We start from the raw sequence: 16354 nt of genomic DNA, 5'->3' as shown, positions 1-16354 counted from the left end.
GTGCGGCGCCCGGCTCAGCCGATCCCGGCCAGCATCTACTTAATGAACTTGAAGTGCAGGGCAGCCTGCAGCGCAGCGCCCACAATGCCGGCGTTGTTCTTGAGGTTGGCCGTGACCAGCGGGGTGCGGAGATTCAGCAGCGGCAGGAAGTCCTCGCTGCGCTTGGAGATGCCGCCGCCCACCACAAAGAGGTCCGGCGAAAACAGGAACTCCACGTGGGAGAAGTACCGCTGCAGACGCTGCGCGTATTCCTCCCAGCTGATGCCGTCGCGTTCCCGCGCCGAGGCTGAGGCCTTGGACTCGGCGTCGTGCCCGTCAATTTCCAGATGACCGAGTTCGGCGTTGGGAACCAGCATGCCCTTGTAGATCAGCGCCGAACCAATACCGGTGCCGAGGGTGATCACCAGGACCGTGCCGTCCACCTCTCGGCCGGCGCCGTAGCGGGCCTCCGCCAGGCCTGCCGCGTCGGCGTCGTTCATCACCTGGACGTCGCGGCCCAGCGCCTTGGTGAGCAGCGTGTCCACATCCGTGTCAATCCAGCTGTTGTCCACATTGGCCGCGGACCGGGCAATGCCGTGGGAAATGATGGCCGGGAACGTGACACCCACGGGGACATCGGGTCCGGGGCCGCCCTTCCGGGAGGACAGTTCTTCGACAATCTGCGCCACGACGCCGGCTACGGCTTCGGGGGTGGCAGGCTGCGGGGTGGGAATGCGGTAACGGTCACCAATCAGCTTGCCCTTGGCCAGGTCGACGATGCCGCCCTTGATGCCAGTGCCCCCGATATCAATTCCAATGACGGCGTCGACATGCTTGTCGGACTTGTGCTTCTTGGCCATGGGTTCTCCAGTAGTAGTTCTCAGCTCGGACTAACAGGTCAGGGAAGGGTCAGAACTTCGGCGCCGGAGTCCGTCACGAGCAGCGTGTGCTCAAACTGGGCGGTGCGTTTGCGGTCCTTGGTAAGGACGGTCCAGTTGTCATCCCACATGTCCCACTCAATGGTGCCGAGAGTGAGCATAGGTTCAATCGTAAACACCATTCCCGGTTCGATCAGCCTGCTGTAGGCGGGCGCGGCGTCGTAATGGGGAATGATCAGGCCGGTGTGGAAGGCTTCACCGACGCCGTGGCCGGTGAAGTCACGGACAACACCGTAACCGAAACGCTTGGCGTAGGACTCGATGGTGCGGCCGATGACGTTGATTTCCCGTCCCGGCATGACGGCCTTGATGGCACGGCGGAGGGATTCCTGCGTGCGCTCCACCAGCAGCCGGGACTCTTCATCCACGTCTCCCACGAGGAAGGTCCAGTTAGTGTCCCCGTGCACGTCGTTGATGTACGCGGTGATGTCGATGTTGATGATGTCGCCGTCTTCCAGCACCGTAGTGTCCGGGATGCCGTGGCAGATGACCTCGTTGACGGAGGAGCACAGCGACTTGGGGAAGCCGCGGTAGCCCAGCGTGGACGGGTAGGCGTGGTGGTCCATGAGGAATTCATGGCCTACGCGGTCCAGCTCGTCCGTGGTGACGCCGGGGGCGATGTGCCTGCCCACTTCCACGATGGCCTGGGCGGCGATTTTTGAGGCCGCCCGGATCTTTTCGATGATTTCAGGGCTCTTGACCTCTGAACCGGTGAAGGGCGTGGGAGCTTCCCTGTCCACGTATTCCGGTCGCGGAATCGAGGCGGGAACCGGACGCCGCCGGCTCACGATTCCCGGGGTGAGATGGCCAAGGGGTGCAGTGGCAACTGTGTGGGGCATACCATCGATCTTATCGCCGCACGGCTGTGCCGCGGCACGCCGTCCCCTCGGCCGGAGCTCCGGAACGTCTTTATGAGCACGGAGCAAAAGTTCTGGGAAGAAAACGCACCACGTTCAAGGAGATCCGACCATGACCGAATACTGGTTCAACGTTGTCACGCACGAGGTTGAAAAGGGCCCCCAGTCCGACTGGACGAAACTGCTCGGCCCCTACAAAACAGAGGAAGAGGCGCAGTCAGCTCTTCTGAAGGTGCAGCAGCGCAACGAAGCCTGGGACAAAGAGGACGAAGAAAACCGCAGCTGGTAGCGGCTCCCGCCGCGGGCGGGCCAAGAACCTCACCGGCTAAAAGCTGTGCTCCGGGCCGGGAAAGGTTCCGCTGCGCACTTCATCCGCATAGCTCCGGGCAGCAGCTGCCAGTACTGAACGGACGTCCGCGAACGCCTTGACGAACCGCGGCTGCTTGCCGCTGCGCAGGCCTGCCATGTCCTGCCAGACAAGAACCTGTCCGGTGGTGGCGTTGCCGGCGCCGATGCCGATGGTGGGAACCGCGACGGCGGCATCCACCTCGGCAGCGACATCGGCCGGCACCATTTCCATCAGGACACAGAAGGCGCCCGCTTCGGCCAGGGCGGCGGCGTCGTCGAGCACTGTGTGCCGGGCGTTCCCGCGCCCCTGTACCCGGTAGCCGCCCAGGGCATGCTCACTCTGCGGTGTGAAGCCCACATGGGCCATGACGGGGATCCCTGCCGCAGCCAGGGCCCGGACGTGCGGCGCGTAAGCCGCCCCGCCCTCCAGCTTGACGGCGTGCACCAACCCCTCCTTGAGCAGCCGTATCGAGGATTCCACGGCCTGTGCGGGGGAGACCTCGTAGGAGCCGAAGGGCAGGTCGCAGACCACCAGGGCGCGGCTGGCTCCCGCCGTGACGGAGCGGGCGAACACGAGCATCTCATCCAGTGTGATGGGCAGCGTGGTGGCGTGGCCCATGACATTGTTGGCGGCCGAATCACCCACCAGCAGCACCTCGATCCCGGCCTCGTCAAAGATGGCGGCGGTGTATTGGTCGTAAGCGGTGAGCATCGCAAAGTGCTCCCCGGAGTCCTTGAACTGCTGCAGGTGCGGGATGCGGATCCTGCGGGGCGCGGACGGGTTTGCAGGATCCCCGGGAGTGCCGGAAACCCGCGGGCTCCCGGGATCCGGCGCGTAGGGAGCGGACTCTTGCGCATCGGTCATGACCTGAGCGTACTAAACACGCGCGGCGTTGCCGCCGCTCTCCCGAAAGCCGCCGGCCTCCGCCGTAACGCAGGGTCCCCTTCAGGGCCTGCGGCGGCAAAAGGCCCGAGGATGGGTAGAGTGAACCCAGGCTTGTAATACTGGGACGGCACCGGAGGATCCGGGCCGTCCCACCGTCTGAAGAAAGAGGGTAGGGATGAACCGCCAGCAGGAATTCGTTTTGCGCACCATTGAAGAGCGAGACGTCCGGTTTGTGCGGTTGTGGTTCACCGATGTTGTGGGCACGCTGAAGTCCGTAGCCCTGGCCCCGGCCGAAGTCGAAGGCGCGTTTGAAGAGGGCCTGGGGTTCGACGGGTCCTCCATTGAGGGACTGGCACGCGTTTTTGAATCAGACATGCTGGCCCAGCCGGATCCGTCCACCTTCCAGATCCTTCCCTGGCGCGGAGACTCCGAGCAGACCTCGCGCATGTTCTGCGACATCCTCACCCCCGACGGCCAGCCCTCGGCGGCGGATCCCCGCAACGTGCTCAAGCGGCAGCTCGCCAAGGCCGCGGACATGGGCTTCACCTGCTACACGCACCCCGAGATTGAGTTCTACCTGCTGAAGTCCGATGAGCTCGGGCCCGACGGCGAACCCGTCCCCGTAGACCGCGCCGGCTACTTTGACCACGTGCCCGGCGGCGTGGCCCAGGACTTCCGCCGCACCGCGGTGTCCATGCTGGAAGCCGTAGGCATCTCGGTGGAGTTCAGTCACCACGAGGCCGGCCCCGGCCAAAACGAGATTGACCTGCGGTACGCGGATGCCCTGCAGACGGCAGACAACATCATGACGTTCCGCACCGTGGTCAAGGAAGTGGCCCTGACCACCAACTGCTACGCCACGTTCATGCCCAAGCCGTTCTCGGATCATCCGGGTTCCGGCATGCACACGCACCTGTCCCTGTTCGAAGGCGACACCAACGCGTTCTTCGAAGCCGGCGCGGAGTACCAGCTGTCCCGCACCGCCCGCCAGTTCATTGCCGGCATCCTGCGGCACGCACCGGAATTCACTGCCGTCACGAACCAGTTCGTGAATTCCTACAAGCGCCTGTGGGGCGGCGGGGAGGCACCCAGCTACGTGTCCTGGGGCCACAACAACCGTTCCGCGCTGGTCCGGGTGCCGCTGTACAAGCCGGGCAAGGGCCAGTCCGCGCGGATTGAATACCGCGGCATCGACTCCGCAGCCAACCCGTACCTGTCCTACGCCGTCCTGCTCGGTGCCGGGCTCAAGGGCATCGAAGAAGGCTACGAGCTTCCCGCCGGTGCCGAGGATGACATTGAGAGCCTCTCGGCTGCCGAACGCCGCGCCATGGGCCTGGATCCGCTGCCGGCATCCCTGCATGACGCCGTCCGTGCCATGGAAGAGTCCGAACTGGTGGCCGAGATCCTCGGTGAGCAGGTCTTTGAGAACTTCCTGCGCAACAAGCGTGCCGAATGGAACGAGTACCGCCAGCACGTCACCCAGTTTGAGCTGAAGAAGAACCTGGGCATTCTCTAGAGATGGAGGTCCTCCCGTGAGTCTCACCCGCCGGCTGATCGCCGCAGGCTTCAGTGACCTGGACAAAAGCAGCCGTTTCCTGCAGGCTCCCGAGCTGGAGGGGCTTGATGAGCAGGCGCTGTTTACCGGGTTCCTGCAGGCCGCGGATCCGGATATGGCGCTGCAGTCGCTGGTCCGGCTGCTGGACCGCGTTCCCTCGCTGCGGGAGCTGGTTGAGGCGGGCGAACAGGAAAGCGAAGCCCTCTTCAGGCTCCTGGGTGCTTCAGAGGCGCTGGGAGAGTTCCTGATGCGCCACCCTGAGGCAGCGGACAGCCTGCGGGCTCCGCTGCGTGCCGAACCCGCGGAGGTGCCCGGGGACATCCTGCGGACTTCGCTGCTGGAATCCGTCAAGGCCGGTACCGGCACTGCACCGGTGGCCGGACTGACGGGAACGGAAGCCTACGTTGCCCTGCGGACCAGATACCGCAGGCACCTGCTGGACCTTGCCGTGCGGGACCTTGGCTCCGCCTCGCCCACCGACGTGCTGCCCGCCGTCGGACGCGAGCTCGCAGACCTTGCGGGTGCCGCTCTGGAGGCGGCGCTGGCTGTCTCGCGTGCCGAGCTGGCCACCAGCTACCCGGCAGAGGACATTTCCCGGGTGCGCCTTGCCGTCATCGCCATGGGCAAAGCCGGTGCGCGGGAACTCAACTACATCTCCGACGTCGATGTCATCTACGTGATGGAGGCTCCGGGGCTGGATGAGACGCTCGCGTCGCGGATAGGAACCGCTCTGGCGGCCGGGATCTCCCGTGCCATCAACGCCTCCGCCCCCGAGCCGGGACTGTGGGAAGTGGACACCAATCTGCGGCCCGAGGGCAAGGACGGGCCCCTGGTCCGCACCCTCGACTCACACCTGAGTTACTACTCGCGCTGGGCGCACACCTGGGAGTTCCAGGCGCTGCTCAAGGCCCGTGCCGCGGCAGGGGACCCGGACCTCGGCCGCCGGTATGAGGAGGCAGTGGCGCCGCTGATCTGGTCCAGCACCGAGCGCGAGGGCTTCGTGGAAGCCGTGCAGGCGATGCGCCGCCGGGTCACCGACAACATTCCCGCCCACGAGGAAGCCCGGCAGCTGAAGCTGGGCAGCGGCGGTCTGCGCGACGTCGAATTCACCGTCCAGCTCCTCCAGCTGGTCCACGGACGGACCGATGAAACCCTGCGCGTGCGCAGTACGACGGCGGCGATCGCGGCGCTGAGCGAGGGCGGCTACATCGGACGCACCGATGCCGTGGACCTGGATGCCGCCTACCGCTACCTGCGCGTGCTCGAACACAGGATCCAGTTGGTGCACATGCGGCGCACGCATCTGATGCCGGAGTCCGAAGCGGCCCTGCGGGCACTGGCCAAGGCTGCCAGCGGATCGCTGGCCGTGGGGCGTCCCACGGCGGAACGGCTCACCGAGACCTGGCAGCGCACCAAGCGGTTGGTGCGCCGTCTCCACGAGAGCATCTTCTACCGGCCGCTGCTGAACACGGCATCGAACCTCAGCGCGGACGAGGTACGGCTTACGCCGACAGCCGCGCAGGCCCGGCTGGCTGCCCTGGGCTATGCGGACCCCAAGGGGGCCATGCGGCACATCGAGGCGCTGACCACCGGCATTAGCCGCCGGGCTGCCCTGCAGCGCCAGCTCCTGCCCGTGCTGCTGGGCTGGCTCGCCGACGGGGTGGATCCCGACGCCGGCCTGCTGGGCTTCCGGCGCCTCAGCGAATCGCTGGGAGAGACCCACTGGTACCTGGGAATGCTGCGCGACTCGTCAGCCGCGGGGGAGCGGTTGTGCTCCATCCTGTCCTCCAGCAGGTTCATCACCGATTTGCTGGAGGTCTCGCCGGAAGCCACGGCCTGGCTGGATACTGATAAATTCCTGGTGCCGATGACCTTCGACGCGCAATGGCAGGAAATCCGGTCGAAGATGTCCCGCCATCCCAAACCGCAGGAGGCCATGCGGCTGATCCGGCTGATCCGCCGGCGCGAGATGCTGCGGATTGCGCTTGCCGACAGCGCCTGCCTGCTTACCCAGGAAGAGGTGGGCCAGGCGCTCGCTGACGCGGACCGTGCTGCGGTCCTGGGGGCACTGCACGTTGCCGAAGGCGCAGTGCTGGAGCAGGAGGAGAAGCTCACCGACATGCTGGTGGTGGCCATGGGCAGGCAGGGCGGGCGGGAAATCGGCTACGGATCCGATGCAGATGTCCTGTACGTCCACCGGGCACTGCCCGGCGCGGATCCCGGGGCTGCACAGTCCCAGGCCGAGCGCATTGTCGGGCAGCTCTCGGCCCTGCTGCAGCAGCCGTGCACGCCTGCCATCCTGGCAGAGAAAGTGCTGGTCCTGGATGCCGGCCTGCGCCCGGAAGGACGCAACGGGCCGCTGGTCCGCAGCCTGGGGTCCTACCGCGAGTACTACAGCCGCTGGTCGCTGATCTGGGAAGCGCAGGCACTGCTGCGGGCCCGGCCCATGGCAGGCAGCGACGACCTCGCCGCCGACTTCATCGACCTGATCGATCCGATCCGCTATTCGGCGGGTGTCAGTGAGCACGACATTGTGGAAATCCGGCGCATCAAAGCGCGCGTGGAAAACGAACGCCTGCCTCGCGGTGCCGATCCCTCGCGGCAGCTCAAGCTCGGCCGCGGGGCGCTCAGCGACGTCGAGTGGCTGGTGCAGCTGCTGCAGCTTGAACACGCCGGCACCCATCCTGAACTGCGCACCACATCCACGCTCCCGGCACTGGACGCCATCGCTGCGGCGGGTCTGATTCCCGAGGCGGACACAGCGATCCTCCGTGAAGCCTGGCTGCTGGCCAGCAGGATCCGCAGCGCCAATGTCATCAGGGGCGGACGTTACCCGGACGTGTTGCCTTCCTCACGCCAGGAACTGGAAGCTGTTGCCCGCTGGTGCGGTTACGGGGCGGGACAGGGCGGCGTTCTGGAGGAGGATTACCTGCGGATCACGCGCCGATCAAGGGCAGTTTTTGAGCGCTGGTTCTACGGTTACAACACGCACTGACACCTGCTTCGACGGCGGGCGAATCCCGGCCCGCCACACTCCCGGTTAGTTCCTGAGCTCCCCGCTGGGTAGGCTCTATGAGGCATTATCGGCATTTCTGTGCCGATTCGGAACATCTAGGAGACGTTTTCACCTTGCAAACCGGCACACGGGCCCGTCGAGGCCCGGCTAAGCTCGCCGCCCCGTTCATAGCGGCGACCGCGGCCATCGCACTGCTCCTTGGCGTCCCCGCAACCGCGGCCTACGCCGCTGAGGACCCCAAGACCGTCGAGGGCGAAAGCTTCTCCGTCGGCACGGACACCACTTTCGCGCCCTTTGAGTTCCGCCAGGACGGCGAACTCGTGGGCATCGACATGGACCTGCTCAACTCGATCGCCGAGGAAGAGGGCTTCACCGTCGACATCCGCTCCCTCGGGTTTGATGCGGCGCTCCAGGCACTGCAGTCCAACCAGGTGGACGGTGTCATTGCCGGCATGTCCATCACCGAGGAACGCCAGAAGACCTTCGACTTCTCCGACCCGTACTTCGAGTCCGGCATCCAGATGGCCGTCGCCGAGAACAACAATGAGATCACCGGCTACGAAGATCTCGCCGGAAAGCGTGTGGCGGTCAAGACGGGCACCGAGGGCCAGACCTTCGCGGAGTCCATCAAGGACCAGTACGGTTTCACCGTGGTGGCCTTTGCCCAGTCCGCGCAAATGTACGACGACGTCAAGTCCGGCGGCTCCGTGGCCGTCTTCGACGACTACCCCGTGCTCGCCTACGGCATCAAGTCCGGCAACGGTCTCAAGACCGTCACGGACAAGGAAGTTGGGTCCTCCTACGGCTTTGCCGTGAACAAGGGCACCAACCCCGAACTGCTGGCGGCCTTCAACTCCGGCCTGGCCGAGCTGAAGGACAGCGGCGAATACGACGAGATCCTGGACCGCTACCTCGAAGCAGGTGCTGAAGACTCCAGTTTCTGGTCCCTGGTAACGGACAACGCTCCGGCCTTCGCCAAGGGCCTGGGGCTGACGCTGCTCGCCACCGCGCTGTCCCTGGTCTTCGCTCTGGTGCTCGGCGTGCTCTTCGGCTTCTTCAAGGTCAGCCACAACGTGATCCTGCGCGGCATAGCCACCACCTACGTGAGCATCTTCCGCGGCACCCCCGTCCTGGTGCAGGCGTTCTTCTTCTACTTCGGCCTGCCGCAGCTGATCGGACAGCCGGTGGACGTGCTGACCGCCGGCGTGCTGACGCTGTCGCTGAACGCGGGTGCCTACATGACGGAAATCGTGCGCGGCGGCATCCAGTCAGTGGATCCGGGCCAGATGGAAGCTGCACGCAGCTTGGGCCTCGGCTACGGAAAGACGATGCAGAAGGTCATCATCCCGCAGGCCGTGAAGATTATGACGCCCTCCTTCATCAACCAATTCGTCATCACCCTGAAGGACACATCGCTGCTGGCGGTGATCGGCTTTGCCGAACTCACATACCAGGCCCAGCAGATCTACGCCGTGAACTTCCGCACCGCCGAGGTGCTGCTGATCGTGGGCGCCCTGTACTTCATCGTCATCACGCTGCTGACCAAGCTGGCGGATGTACTGGATAAGAGGTTTAACAAGTGAGCAAGATCGTCACCCGCGGACTGCGCAAGTCCTACGGCACCAACGAGGTTCTCAAAGGCCTCGACGTCACCGTTACCGAAGGCGAGGTGGTCTGCGTTATCGGCCCCTCCGGCTCCGGAAAGTCCACCTTCCTGCGCTGCCTGAACAAGCTGGAAGACATCACTGCCGGTGAGGTGGAGGTCAACGGGGTCAGCATCACCGATCCCAAGGTTGACCTGAACAAGGTCCGCCAGAACATCGGCATGGTGTTCCAGCACTTCAACCTGTTCCCGCACATGAGCGTGCTGCAGAATGTCATGCTGGCGCCGCTGGAGCTGAAGAAGGGTTCCAAGGCCGAGGTGCGGGCCAACGCCCTGCGCCTGCTGGACCAGGTGGGTCTGGCGGACAAGGCCGATGCCCGCCCCGCGCAGCTCTCGGGCGGCCAGAAGCAGCGTGTAGCGATTGCACGGGCACTGGCAATGGCACCGGACATCATGCTTTTCGATGAAGCCACCTCCGCCCTTGACCCCGAGATGGTGGGCGAGGTGCTGCAGGTCATCCGCGACCTCGCCAAGGCCGGCATGACCATGGTGGTGGTAACCCACGAAATGGGCTTCGCCCGCGAAGTGGCGGACCGGGTGATCTTCATGGCGGACGGTCACATCGTGGAAGAAGGCGACCCCGAGACGTTCTTCTCCTCACCCAAGCATCCCCGGCTGCAGGATTTCCTGGCCAAGGTGCTCTGACTCACCCCGGCGGCGCTGCATCGGCTGCGCCACCCTAACGACGGCGGCTGTCCCCCTGAGCGGGGGGCGGCCGCCGTCGTCGTTTGGTCTCCAGGCAGTGAGCAGACCCACGTTGAGGAAGTTCCGAAAGGCTCCTAGTCTTAAGGAAGCAGGGATTGCGGCGCATCGGGGTTTTCCCGAAAGACGCCGCCCTGCACTGCAGCGGCCGCGCTGTACGTCAAAGACTGCACTGCAGCAGCCGCACTGCCTTCCCGGCAGGAGCAGTATCCGCATTCCCCATTACGGCGCAGAGACGCCGCATGCGTGCGCTTGCATGCCAGCCGGAAGGCAGCCGCTCGCCTAAGGAATGCAACACCAATCGATTGGAGAATCCATCCATGCTGAAGCATGTCGCCAAGACCCGTCGCAGGACAAATCCATCAGTAACCGCACAAGTGGCAGCCATTGTCCTTGGCTGCGCCCTCGTGGCCGGAGGCGTTTCAGCGGCTGAGATCAGCATGCTGAACAGCTCTGGCGCTAATACTTCCGTCAGTACCGGATTTACGCCCTGACCTGCAGCGGCGCTCGATCTGCCGGCTGAAAGCGGATACCGCGCACGGTCGGTTACGGTAGAACCGACAACACAGGTCCACCCGTGACCGCAATGCCTGCCGCCGAACCACCAGGAGATCCGCATGACAACGCCACTGCCCGGCTGGTACCAGGATCCGGCTCATCCCGGAGAGCAGAGATGGTGGGACGGCAGGGAGTGGAGCACTTATACCTTGCCGCTGGCAGGTGGCACGGTTCCTGTGCCCGCCGAACCGGGCAGCGGCGAACACGCCAGCAGCGAAGAGAGGCCGGGGGAGTCTGAGCCTCGGGAGACCGGGATTCCACACGGCGATCAGCAGGAAGACCCCGCTATGAAAACCCGTCCGGACTTTACCCGGACCCACGCACCCCTGCCGTCCTACCCTGAGCCAGGCCAGCCGCAGGGTTACCCCGCATACCAGCAAGACAATCCGGCCTACCAGCCCGCCGGCCAGGGATACCACGGCGGCAGCTCAGGGGAACCGCCATCGGGATACCCCGGCTACCCCGGCTACCCGGGATACCCCGGCTACCAGGGTTTTCCCGGCTATCCTCCGCCTGCACGCCGAACGAACGCACTGGCCCTGACCGGGTTTATTTTGGGCTTCGTGGCCATGTTCTCCTTTTGGATCCCGTTCCTCGGCACTCTCATCGCCCTTTCAGCCGGCGCGTTCTCTGCCATTGGGCTCTCCAACCAGGGCCCGGACCATGCGCCGGCCTACAAGGTATTCGGGATCATAGGGTTGATCTTTGGAATCCTCTTTACCGTCATCACCGTGCTGTTGCTGGCACTCATCTTCTCTTCGGTAGGCGCGGCATCGATGTACTAGTGCGCACCCGGTGAAACAGACAAACAATATAGACAAGAGAGTCCGCGTCCTGCTGATACAGCAGGACGCGGACTCTCTTTAGTGCTCCATCAGCTCCGGCTGCAGCCGCCGAAGGTTAGCGACGCTGCCGGAGCTAGGGATTAGCAGCCGTAGTAGAGCTCGAACTCGTAAGGGTTCGGGCGCAGCAGCAGCGGCTGGATTTCGTTTTCGCGCTTGTATGCGATCCAGGTGTCAATCAAGTCCTGGGTAAACACGCCGCCGGCCTGGAGGAACTCGTTGTCGTTCTCCAACGCATCGAGTGCCTCTTCCAGCGAACCCGGTGCCAGCTGGATGCCGCGGGCCTCTTCGGGGGGAAGCTCGTAGAGATCCTTGTCGATCGGGTCAGCGGGCTCGATGCGGTTCTTGATGCCGTCCAGGCCTGCCATCAGCTGTGCGGCGAAGGCCAGGTACGGGTTGGAGGAAGGGTCCGGAGCGCGGAACTCAAGGCGCTTGGCCTTCGGGTTGGAACCGGTGATCGGGATCCGGATACCGGCCGAGCGGTTGCCCTGCGAGTACACCATGTTGACCGGAGCTTCGAAGCCCTTGACCAGGCGGCGGTAGGAGTTCACCGTCGGGTTGGTGAAGGCCAGGACGGCGGAAGCGTGCTTGAGCAGGCCGCCGATGTACCAGCGGGCGACGTCGGACAGGCCGGCGTAGCCCTTCTCGTCGTAGAACAGCGGCGTGGAGCCGTTCCACAGGGACTGGTGGCAGTGCATGCCCGAACCGTTGTCACCGAAGACCGGCTTCGGCATAAAGGTGGCGGACTTGCCCCAGGCATCGGCGACGTTCTTGACGATGTACTTGAACTTCAGCAGGTCATCGGCCGCGTGCGTCATGGTGGTGAACTTGTAGTTGATCTCGGCCTGGCCGGCACCGCCAACCTCATGGTGGGCGCGCTCAACCTCGAGGCCGGCGTTGTCCAGCTCCACGCAGATCGCGTCGCGCAGGTCAGCCTGCTTGTCCACGGGAGCCACGGGGAAGTAGCCGCCCTTGAACGGGGTCTTGTTGCCAAGGTTTCCGCCGGCTTCTTCGCGGCCGCTGTTCCACGGTGCCTCGATGGAGTCGACCTTGTAGAAGCTGCCCTGCGGGGAGGACTCGTACTGGACGTTGTCGAAGATGTAGAACTCGGCCTCGGAACCGAAGTAGGCCGTGTCGGCAATGCCGGTGGAGGCCAGGTAGGCCTCAGCGCGCTCGGCTACGCCGCGCGGGTCGCGGTGGTACGGCTCGCCGGTGCGGGGATTGACGATGGAGAAGTTCAGCGCCAGGGTCTTCTCGATGCGGAACGGATCCAGGAACGCGGTGGTCACGTCGGGAATCAGCTGCATGTCGGATTCGGCGATTCCCTGGAACCCGCGGATGGAAGACCCGTCGAAGAGCTGGCCGTTGATGAAGAAGTCGGCATCTACGGACTTCGCCGGTACGTTGAAGTGCTGCTGCACTCCGGGGAGGTCGGTGAATCGGATGTCGACGAACTTCACATCTTCGTCAGCGATGAACTTGAGGACTTCGTCCGCAGTTTTGAACATCGGTACTTTGCTCCTTATACACAATTGGGTGGATGACTCCGGACTGCACATCCTGACCTGCAGCAGGCTGGAAACGGGATCGCTGTCAACTGCTTAGAACTCTAGGGCCAACTAATTTCTCATCCGTGACGGCCGTGTTTCAGCCAAGTTACGCAAACCGAAGTCTCCCCTCCACCCTAGCGTGTACGGAACTGACGCGGGCATTTGCCACCCGGGCCGGCGCAACACACAGTCCGGGTAGTCTTAAACGGTGGTTGATAGAAGAAGTTTAGGTTCGTGGCTTGAAGGGCCTCCCTCCGACGAGAATTCCTGGCCGGGCAAGCGGCTGGGGCGGCCAAAGACCGGTCCCGGCAGCATCGCGCGCGTGGGCCCGCGGCTGGGCGCAATCATTATTGACTGGGCTATTGCCTCGGTCATTGGTTATGCGTTTTTTGGCGGCTCCTCCACCGCCATCCTCGCCATTTTCGCCGTGGAACAGATCGTGCTCGTGTCACTGCTGGGATACGGCATTGGGCACCGCACGTTCAGCCTGCAGGTCCAGAAGCTGGACGGCCGGCCCGCAGGCCCGCTGGCCGCCGTCGTGCGCACGCTGTTGCTGTGCGTGGTGATTCCGGCCGTTGTCTTCGATGAGGACCAGCGCGGCCTGCACGACCGCGCCATGGGAACCGTCCTTGTGAAGGTCAAGCACTAGCGAAACCGTCCCACCCGCTGATTTGTTTGCTTTCCGTCAACAATGAAGGGCCCCTCCAGAGGAGGGGCCCTTCATTGTTTTGGTGTTGTGGAGGCCTTTACCGTCCGCGTGAAGCTTTGCGGTCCGGACGGGCCTTGTACGGGTCAATGCCCTTGGGGATCGGCAGGCGCGTTCCCAGGGCCGCCAGGCGCTTGTTGACGGCCTGGACTTCCTGCTTGGTCAGCGCCTTGGGCAGTTTCTTGGCCTTCTTTGCGACCTGTGACAGCGGGGTGAGGTTCTCTCCCTTGCCGGTCTGGATGACATGCACGGGTACGTTCGGCGCGATGCGGTTCATACGGCGGCGTTCGCCGTCGGCCAGTGCCTTTGCGCGGCCCGGTGCGCCCTCGGTCACCAGGACGATGCCCGGGCGTCCGATGGCACGGAAGACGGCTTCCTGGCTGCGCGGGTTCACGGCAACGGGCTGCTCTTCCAGGATCCAGCCGCGGCGCAGGATGCTGAGGGCGGCGCCGGACGCTCCCGGCTGACCCTCAATTTGGGTGAAGGCTGCGCGTTCGGCGCGGCGGGACAGGATGAATACAGCGGCCAGCAGGCCCAGGGGGACCGCGATGATAAGCATCGTGATCCAGTTGTCGATCAGCAGCCCGATCAGCAGCCCGACGGCGATGATGCCCAGGAACGCACCTGCCATCACCCACACCAGGTTGGGGTCGTTGCGCCGCGTCATCTTGAAGACGTCGGCGATCTGCTTCATGCGGCCCGGGCCTTTTTTCTTCTTTTCCGCTTTGGGCTTGCGGGAGAAGAGGCCGCGGCGGGCGCTCTTGGGTGCGTCGGAATCTGTGCTGTTGGCCATAGTGGTTCAATTCTACGTGATATCCGTATCCGCTCCGTGCCGTGAAACAGTGCGAAAGCGTAACTCCGGCGGTTTGGGCGGTGCCGGTTCGCGCCGGGCGGACAGAGCGGTCAGCCGCGCGCGAGAATGGTGGACGCTTCCTGGAGGGTGGAGCCTGAATCCTCGATATGTGCCAGCTGAGGGGGCAGGTCAAGCCCTTTCCTGCGCATAGCGCCCGCCCAGAGCCGTCCCGCCCGGTAAGAGGAACGGACAAGGGGTCCGCTCATCACACCCAGGAAACCCAGTTCCGTGGCTTCGTCGCTGAGCTCGACAAACTCCTGCGGCTTCACCCACCGGTCCACCGGAAGGTGGCGCTCACTGGGGCGCAGGTACTGGGTGATCGTGATCAGGTCGCAACCGGCGTCGCGCAGATCCCGGAGGGCCCCGGAAAGCTCCTCGCGTGTTTCACCCATCCCCAGGATCAGGTTGGACTTGGTGACCATGCCCAGCTTCTGTCCCTGCGTGATGACGTCAAGCGAACGCTCGTAGCGGAAGGCCGGCCGGATGCGCTTGAAGAGCCGCGGCACGGTTTCCACGTTGTGGGCAAAGACCTCGGGGCGGGCAGCGCAGATTGCCTCGATGTGCTCGGGTTTGCCGGAAAAGTCCGGAATCAGGATTTCGACGCCGGTGCCCGGGTTCAGTTCGTGGATCTTCCGGATGGTTTCTGCATAGAGCCAGACACCCTCATCCTCGAGGTCGTCGCGGGCCACGCCGGTGACCGTGGCGTAGCGCAGGTTCATCTTCTGCACCGAACGGGCAACTTTGGTGGGCTCGAAAAGGTCCACTGCTGAGGGTTTGCCGGTGTCGATTTGGCAGAAGTCGCAGCGGCGGGTGCATTCAGAGCCGCCAATCAGGAAGGTGGCCTCCTTGTCCTCCCAGCATTCGAAAATGTTGGGGCAGCCGGCTTCCTCGCAGACGGTGTGCAGGCCTTCCTTCTTGACCTGTTCCTTCAGGTGCACGTACTCGGGGCCAATGGCCACTTTGGCCTTGATCCACTCCGGCTTGCGTTCCACGGGCACGGCTACGTTGCGCTGTTCGATGCGCAGCAGGCGGCGTCCTTCGGGGGCGAGGGTCATAGGAGGGATCCTTTCAGCCGGCCCGGCGCGGTGGCGCCCGGTTCCGGAGAGATGGTGTCCGTGACCCGAACAGGATGTTCGCGGACAAGATGGTCCCTGCGGCGAAGGAGTTCTTCCTCCACCCGGGACACCAGATCGGCAGGCGTGACAACTTGGCCGGTCTCGGCCGAGATGGAAGTGGTTCCCGCGTCCGTGATTCCGCAGGCCACGATCTGCGCGTAGGGGGCCAGATCGTTGTTGCAGTTCAGTGAGAAGCCGTGCATTGTGACGCCGTGGTTGACCCGGATGCCGATTGCGGCGATCTTCCGGTCGGGGCCGCCGTCGCGCACCCACACGCCGGAGCGCCCGGCGACCCGTTCGCCGCGGATCCCGTAGTCGGCGAGGACGGCGATGAGTGCGTCCTCCAGCGTGGCCACATAGTCTGCGACCTTGCTGGGATCGGGCAGCCGAAGGATGGGGTATCCCACCAGCTGGCCCGGGCCGTGCCAGGTAAGCTTGCCGCCGCGGTCCACGGGGATCACCGGTGTTCCGTCAAAGGGCCGTTCATGGTCCTCAGTCCGTTTGCCGGCTGTGTACACGGGGGAATGCTCCAGCAGCAACACCGTGTCCGGTGCCGAGCCGGCCAGAACACGCTCATGCAGGGCACGTTGCCGGTCCCAACCATCCAGGTAATCCACGTAATCCGGGGCAAGGCCGATGCGCAGGAACTCCAAAGCCATGGGGACAGCCTAGACTGCCGCGGCAGAAGTTCCGACTATGGCGTTGATCACACCTTGGAAGAGGGTGTGATCCCGTGCCTGGAACAGCTGTGGATAACTTCTGCACGATGCGGCGGTTCGGACTACA

At 64.3% G+C, this 16354-nt stretch carries 14 protein-coding genes; 7 read left to right on the top strand and 7 right to left on the bottom strand.

All coding sequences use genetic code 11. The features are described from left to right. Nucleotides 1-35 precede the first annotated feature (35 nt). Together ppgK and map are read right to left on the bottom strand one after the other, a co-directional pair. Nucleotides 36-839 carry a polyphosphate--glucose phosphotransferase gene (ppgK, locus tag CXR00_RS11935; protein ID WP_104054683.1) on the bottom strand — a complete coding sequence of 268 codons (804 nt, stop codon included), beginning with the start codon at nucleotides 837-839 and terminating at the stop codon, nucleotides 36-38. Between the two features lie 38 nt (nucleotides 840-877). Beyond that, entirely contained in the window at nucleotides 878-1756 is an 879-nt protein-coding gene (gene map, locus CXR00_RS11930) for a type I methionyl aminopeptidase (RefSeq protein ID WP_104054682.1), read from the bottom strand. Between the two features lie 130 nt (nucleotides 1757-1886). Between map and CXR00_RS18050 the strand changes: the two genes are divergently transcribed. Continuing rightward, nucleotides 1887-2063 (top strand): SPOR domain-containing protein, encoded by a 177-nt coding sequence (locus tag CXR00_RS18050; RefSeq protein ID WP_146067205.1) that lies wholly within the window; start codon nucleotides 1887-1889, stop codon nucleotides 2061-2063. A 36-nt stretch (nucleotides 2064-2099) separates the two neighbouring features. On the opposite strand, the gene panB is transcribed toward CXR00_RS18050, so the two are convergent. Continuing rightward, nucleotides 2100-2987, bottom strand: a complete 888-nt coding sequence (gene panB, locus CXR00_RS11925) for a 3-methyl-2-oxobutanoate hydroxymethyltransferase (protein ID WP_104054681.1) — start codon at nucleotides 2985-2987, stop codon at nucleotides 2100-2102. A 196-nt stretch (nucleotides 2988-3183) separates the two neighbouring features. On the opposite strand from panB, the gene glnA (CXR00_RS11920) reads away from it, so the two are divergent. The 5 genes from glnA (CXR00_RS11920) (at nucleotide 3184) to CXR00_RS11900 (ending at nucleotide 11287) form a co-directional block, all read left to right on the top strand. Beyond that, nucleotides 3184-4524 carry a type I glutamate--ammonia ligase gene (gene glnA, locus CXR00_RS11920; RefSeq protein ID WP_104054680.1) on the top strand — a complete coding sequence of 447 codons (1341 nt, stop codon included), beginning with the start codon at nucleotides 3184-3186 and terminating at the stop codon, nucleotides 4522-4524. Nucleotides 4525-4540: 16 nt separating this feature from the next. Next, nucleotides 4541-7558, top strand: a complete 3018-nt coding sequence (locus CXR00_RS11915; RefSeq protein WP_104054679.1) for a bifunctional [glutamine synthetase] adenylyltransferase/[glutamine synthetase]-adenylyl-L-tyrosine phosphorylase — start codon at nucleotides 4541-4543, stop codon at nucleotides 7556-7558. A 212-nt stretch (nucleotides 7559-7770) separates the two neighbouring features. After that, nucleotides 7771-9162 carry an amino acid ABC transporter substrate-binding protein/permease gene (locus tag CXR00_RS11910; RefSeq protein WP_237686826.1) on the top strand — a complete coding sequence of 464 codons (1392 nt, stop codon included), beginning with the start codon at nucleotides 7771-7773 and terminating at the stop codon, nucleotides 9160-9162. Further along, nucleotides 9159-9887 carry an amino acid ABC transporter ATP-binding protein gene (locus tag CXR00_RS11905; RefSeq protein WP_104054677.1) on the top strand — a complete coding sequence of 243 codons (729 nt, stop codon included), beginning with the start codon at nucleotides 9159-9161 and terminating at the stop codon, nucleotides 9885-9887. Before CXR00_RS11910 ends, CXR00_RS11905 begins: the two co-directional genes overlap by 4 nt. 674 nt (nucleotides 9888-10561) lie before the next feature. Next, nucleotides 10562-11287, top strand: a complete 726-nt coding sequence (locus CXR00_RS11900; RefSeq protein ID WP_104054676.1) for a DUF2510 domain-containing protein — start codon at nucleotides 10562-10564, stop codon at nucleotides 11285-11287. A 140-nt stretch (nucleotides 11288-11427) separates the two neighbouring features. On the opposite strand, the gene glnA (CXR00_RS11895) is transcribed toward CXR00_RS11900, so the two are convergent. Further along, nucleotides 11428-12852 carry a type I glutamate--ammonia ligase gene (glnA, locus tag CXR00_RS11895; RefSeq protein ID WP_104054675.1) on the bottom strand — a complete coding sequence of 475 codons (1425 nt, stop codon included), beginning with the start codon at nucleotides 12850-12852 and terminating at the stop codon, nucleotides 11428-11430. 250 nt (nucleotides 12853-13102) lie between these two features. On the opposite strand from glnA (CXR00_RS11895), the gene CXR00_RS11890 reads away from it, so the two are divergent. Continuing rightward, nucleotides 13103-13543 carry an RDD family protein gene (locus tag CXR00_RS11890; RefSeq protein ID WP_104054674.1) on the top strand — a complete coding sequence of 147 codons (441 nt, stop codon included), beginning with the start codon at nucleotides 13103-13105 and terminating at the stop codon, nucleotides 13541-13543. Between the two features lie 97 nt (nucleotides 13544-13640). Here CXR00_RS11890 and CXR00_RS11885 read toward each other — a convergent pair whose 3' ends face one another. The 3 genes from CXR00_RS11885 to lipB all read right to left on the bottom strand — a co-directional run bounded on the left by CXR00_RS11885 (nucleotide 13641) and on the right by lipB (nucleotide 16227). After that, the gene (locus tag CXR00_RS11885) at nucleotides 13641-14393 is read right to left on the bottom strand and encodes a DUF4191 domain-containing protein (protein WP_104054673.1); all 753 of its coding nucleotides are present in this window, start codon (nucleotides 14391-14393) and stop codon (nucleotides 13641-13643) included. Between the two features lie 110 nt (nucleotides 14394-14503). After that, entirely contained in the window at nucleotides 14504-15508 is a 1005-nt protein-coding gene (gene lipA / locus CXR00_RS11880) for a lipoyl synthase (protein ID WP_104054672.1), read from the bottom strand. Beyond that, nucleotides 15505-16227, bottom strand: coding sequence for a lipoyl(octanoyl) transferase LipB (gene lipB / locus CXR00_RS11875; RefSeq protein ID WP_104054671.1), 723 nt, complete (start codon nucleotides 16225-16227; stop codon nucleotides 15505-15507). Before lipB ends, lipA begins: the two co-directional genes overlap by 4 nt. Between the last annotated feature and the right edge of the window lie 127 nt (nucleotides 16228-16354).

It is taken from the genome of Arthrobacter sp. 9E16 (assembly GCF_002929435.1).
GTDB lineage: Bacteria > Actinomycetota > Actinomycetes > Actinomycetales > Micrococcaceae > Arthrobacter_B > Arthrobacter_B sunyaminii.
Note: the sequence above shows the minus strand (reverse complement) of the source record. Positions and strands in the feature narration are given on the sequence as shown.

What these genes read in the sequence shown, in the direction of transcription:
- lipA (WP_104054672.1), bottom strand. Translation starts at nt 15,508, where the DNA reads ATGACCCTCGCCCCCGAAGGACGCCGCCTGCTGCGCATCGAACAGCGC.
- CXR00_RS18050 (WP_146067205.1), top strand. Translation starts at nt 1,887, where the DNA reads ATGACCGAATACTGGTTCAACGTTGTCACGCACGAGGTTGAAAAGGGC.
- glnA (WP_104054680.1), top strand. Translation starts at nt 3,184, where the DNA reads ATGAACCGCCAGCAGGAATTCGTTTTGCGCACCATTGAAGAGCGAGAC.
- glnA (WP_104054675.1), bottom strand. Translation starts at nt 12,852, where the DNA reads ATGTTCAAAACTGCGGACGAAGTCCTCAAGTTCATCGCTGACGAAGAT.
- CXR00_RS11900 (WP_104054676.1), top strand. Translation starts at nt 10,562, where the DNA reads ATGACAACGCCACTGCCCGGCTGGTACCAGGATCCGGCTCATCCCGGA.
- CXR00_RS11885 (WP_104054673.1), bottom strand. Translation starts at nt 14,393, where the DNA reads ATGGCCAACAGCACAGATTCCGACGCACCCAAGAGCGCCCGCCGCGGC.
- ppgK (WP_104054683.1), bottom strand. Translation starts at nt 839, where the DNA reads ATGGCCAAGAAGCACAAGTCCGACAAGCATGTCGACGCCGTCATTGGA.
- lipB (WP_104054671.1), bottom strand. Translation starts at nt 16,227, where the DNA reads ATGGCTTTGGAGTTCCTGCGCATCGGCCTTGCCCCGGATTACGTGGAT.
- map (WP_104054682.1), bottom strand. Translation starts at nt 1,756, where the DNA reads ATGCCCCACACAGTTGCCACTGCACCCCTTGGCCATCTCACCCCGGGA.
- panB (WP_104054681.1), bottom strand. Translation starts at nt 2,987, where the DNA reads ATGACCGATGCGCAAGAGTCCGCTCCCTACGCGCCGGATCCCGGGAGC.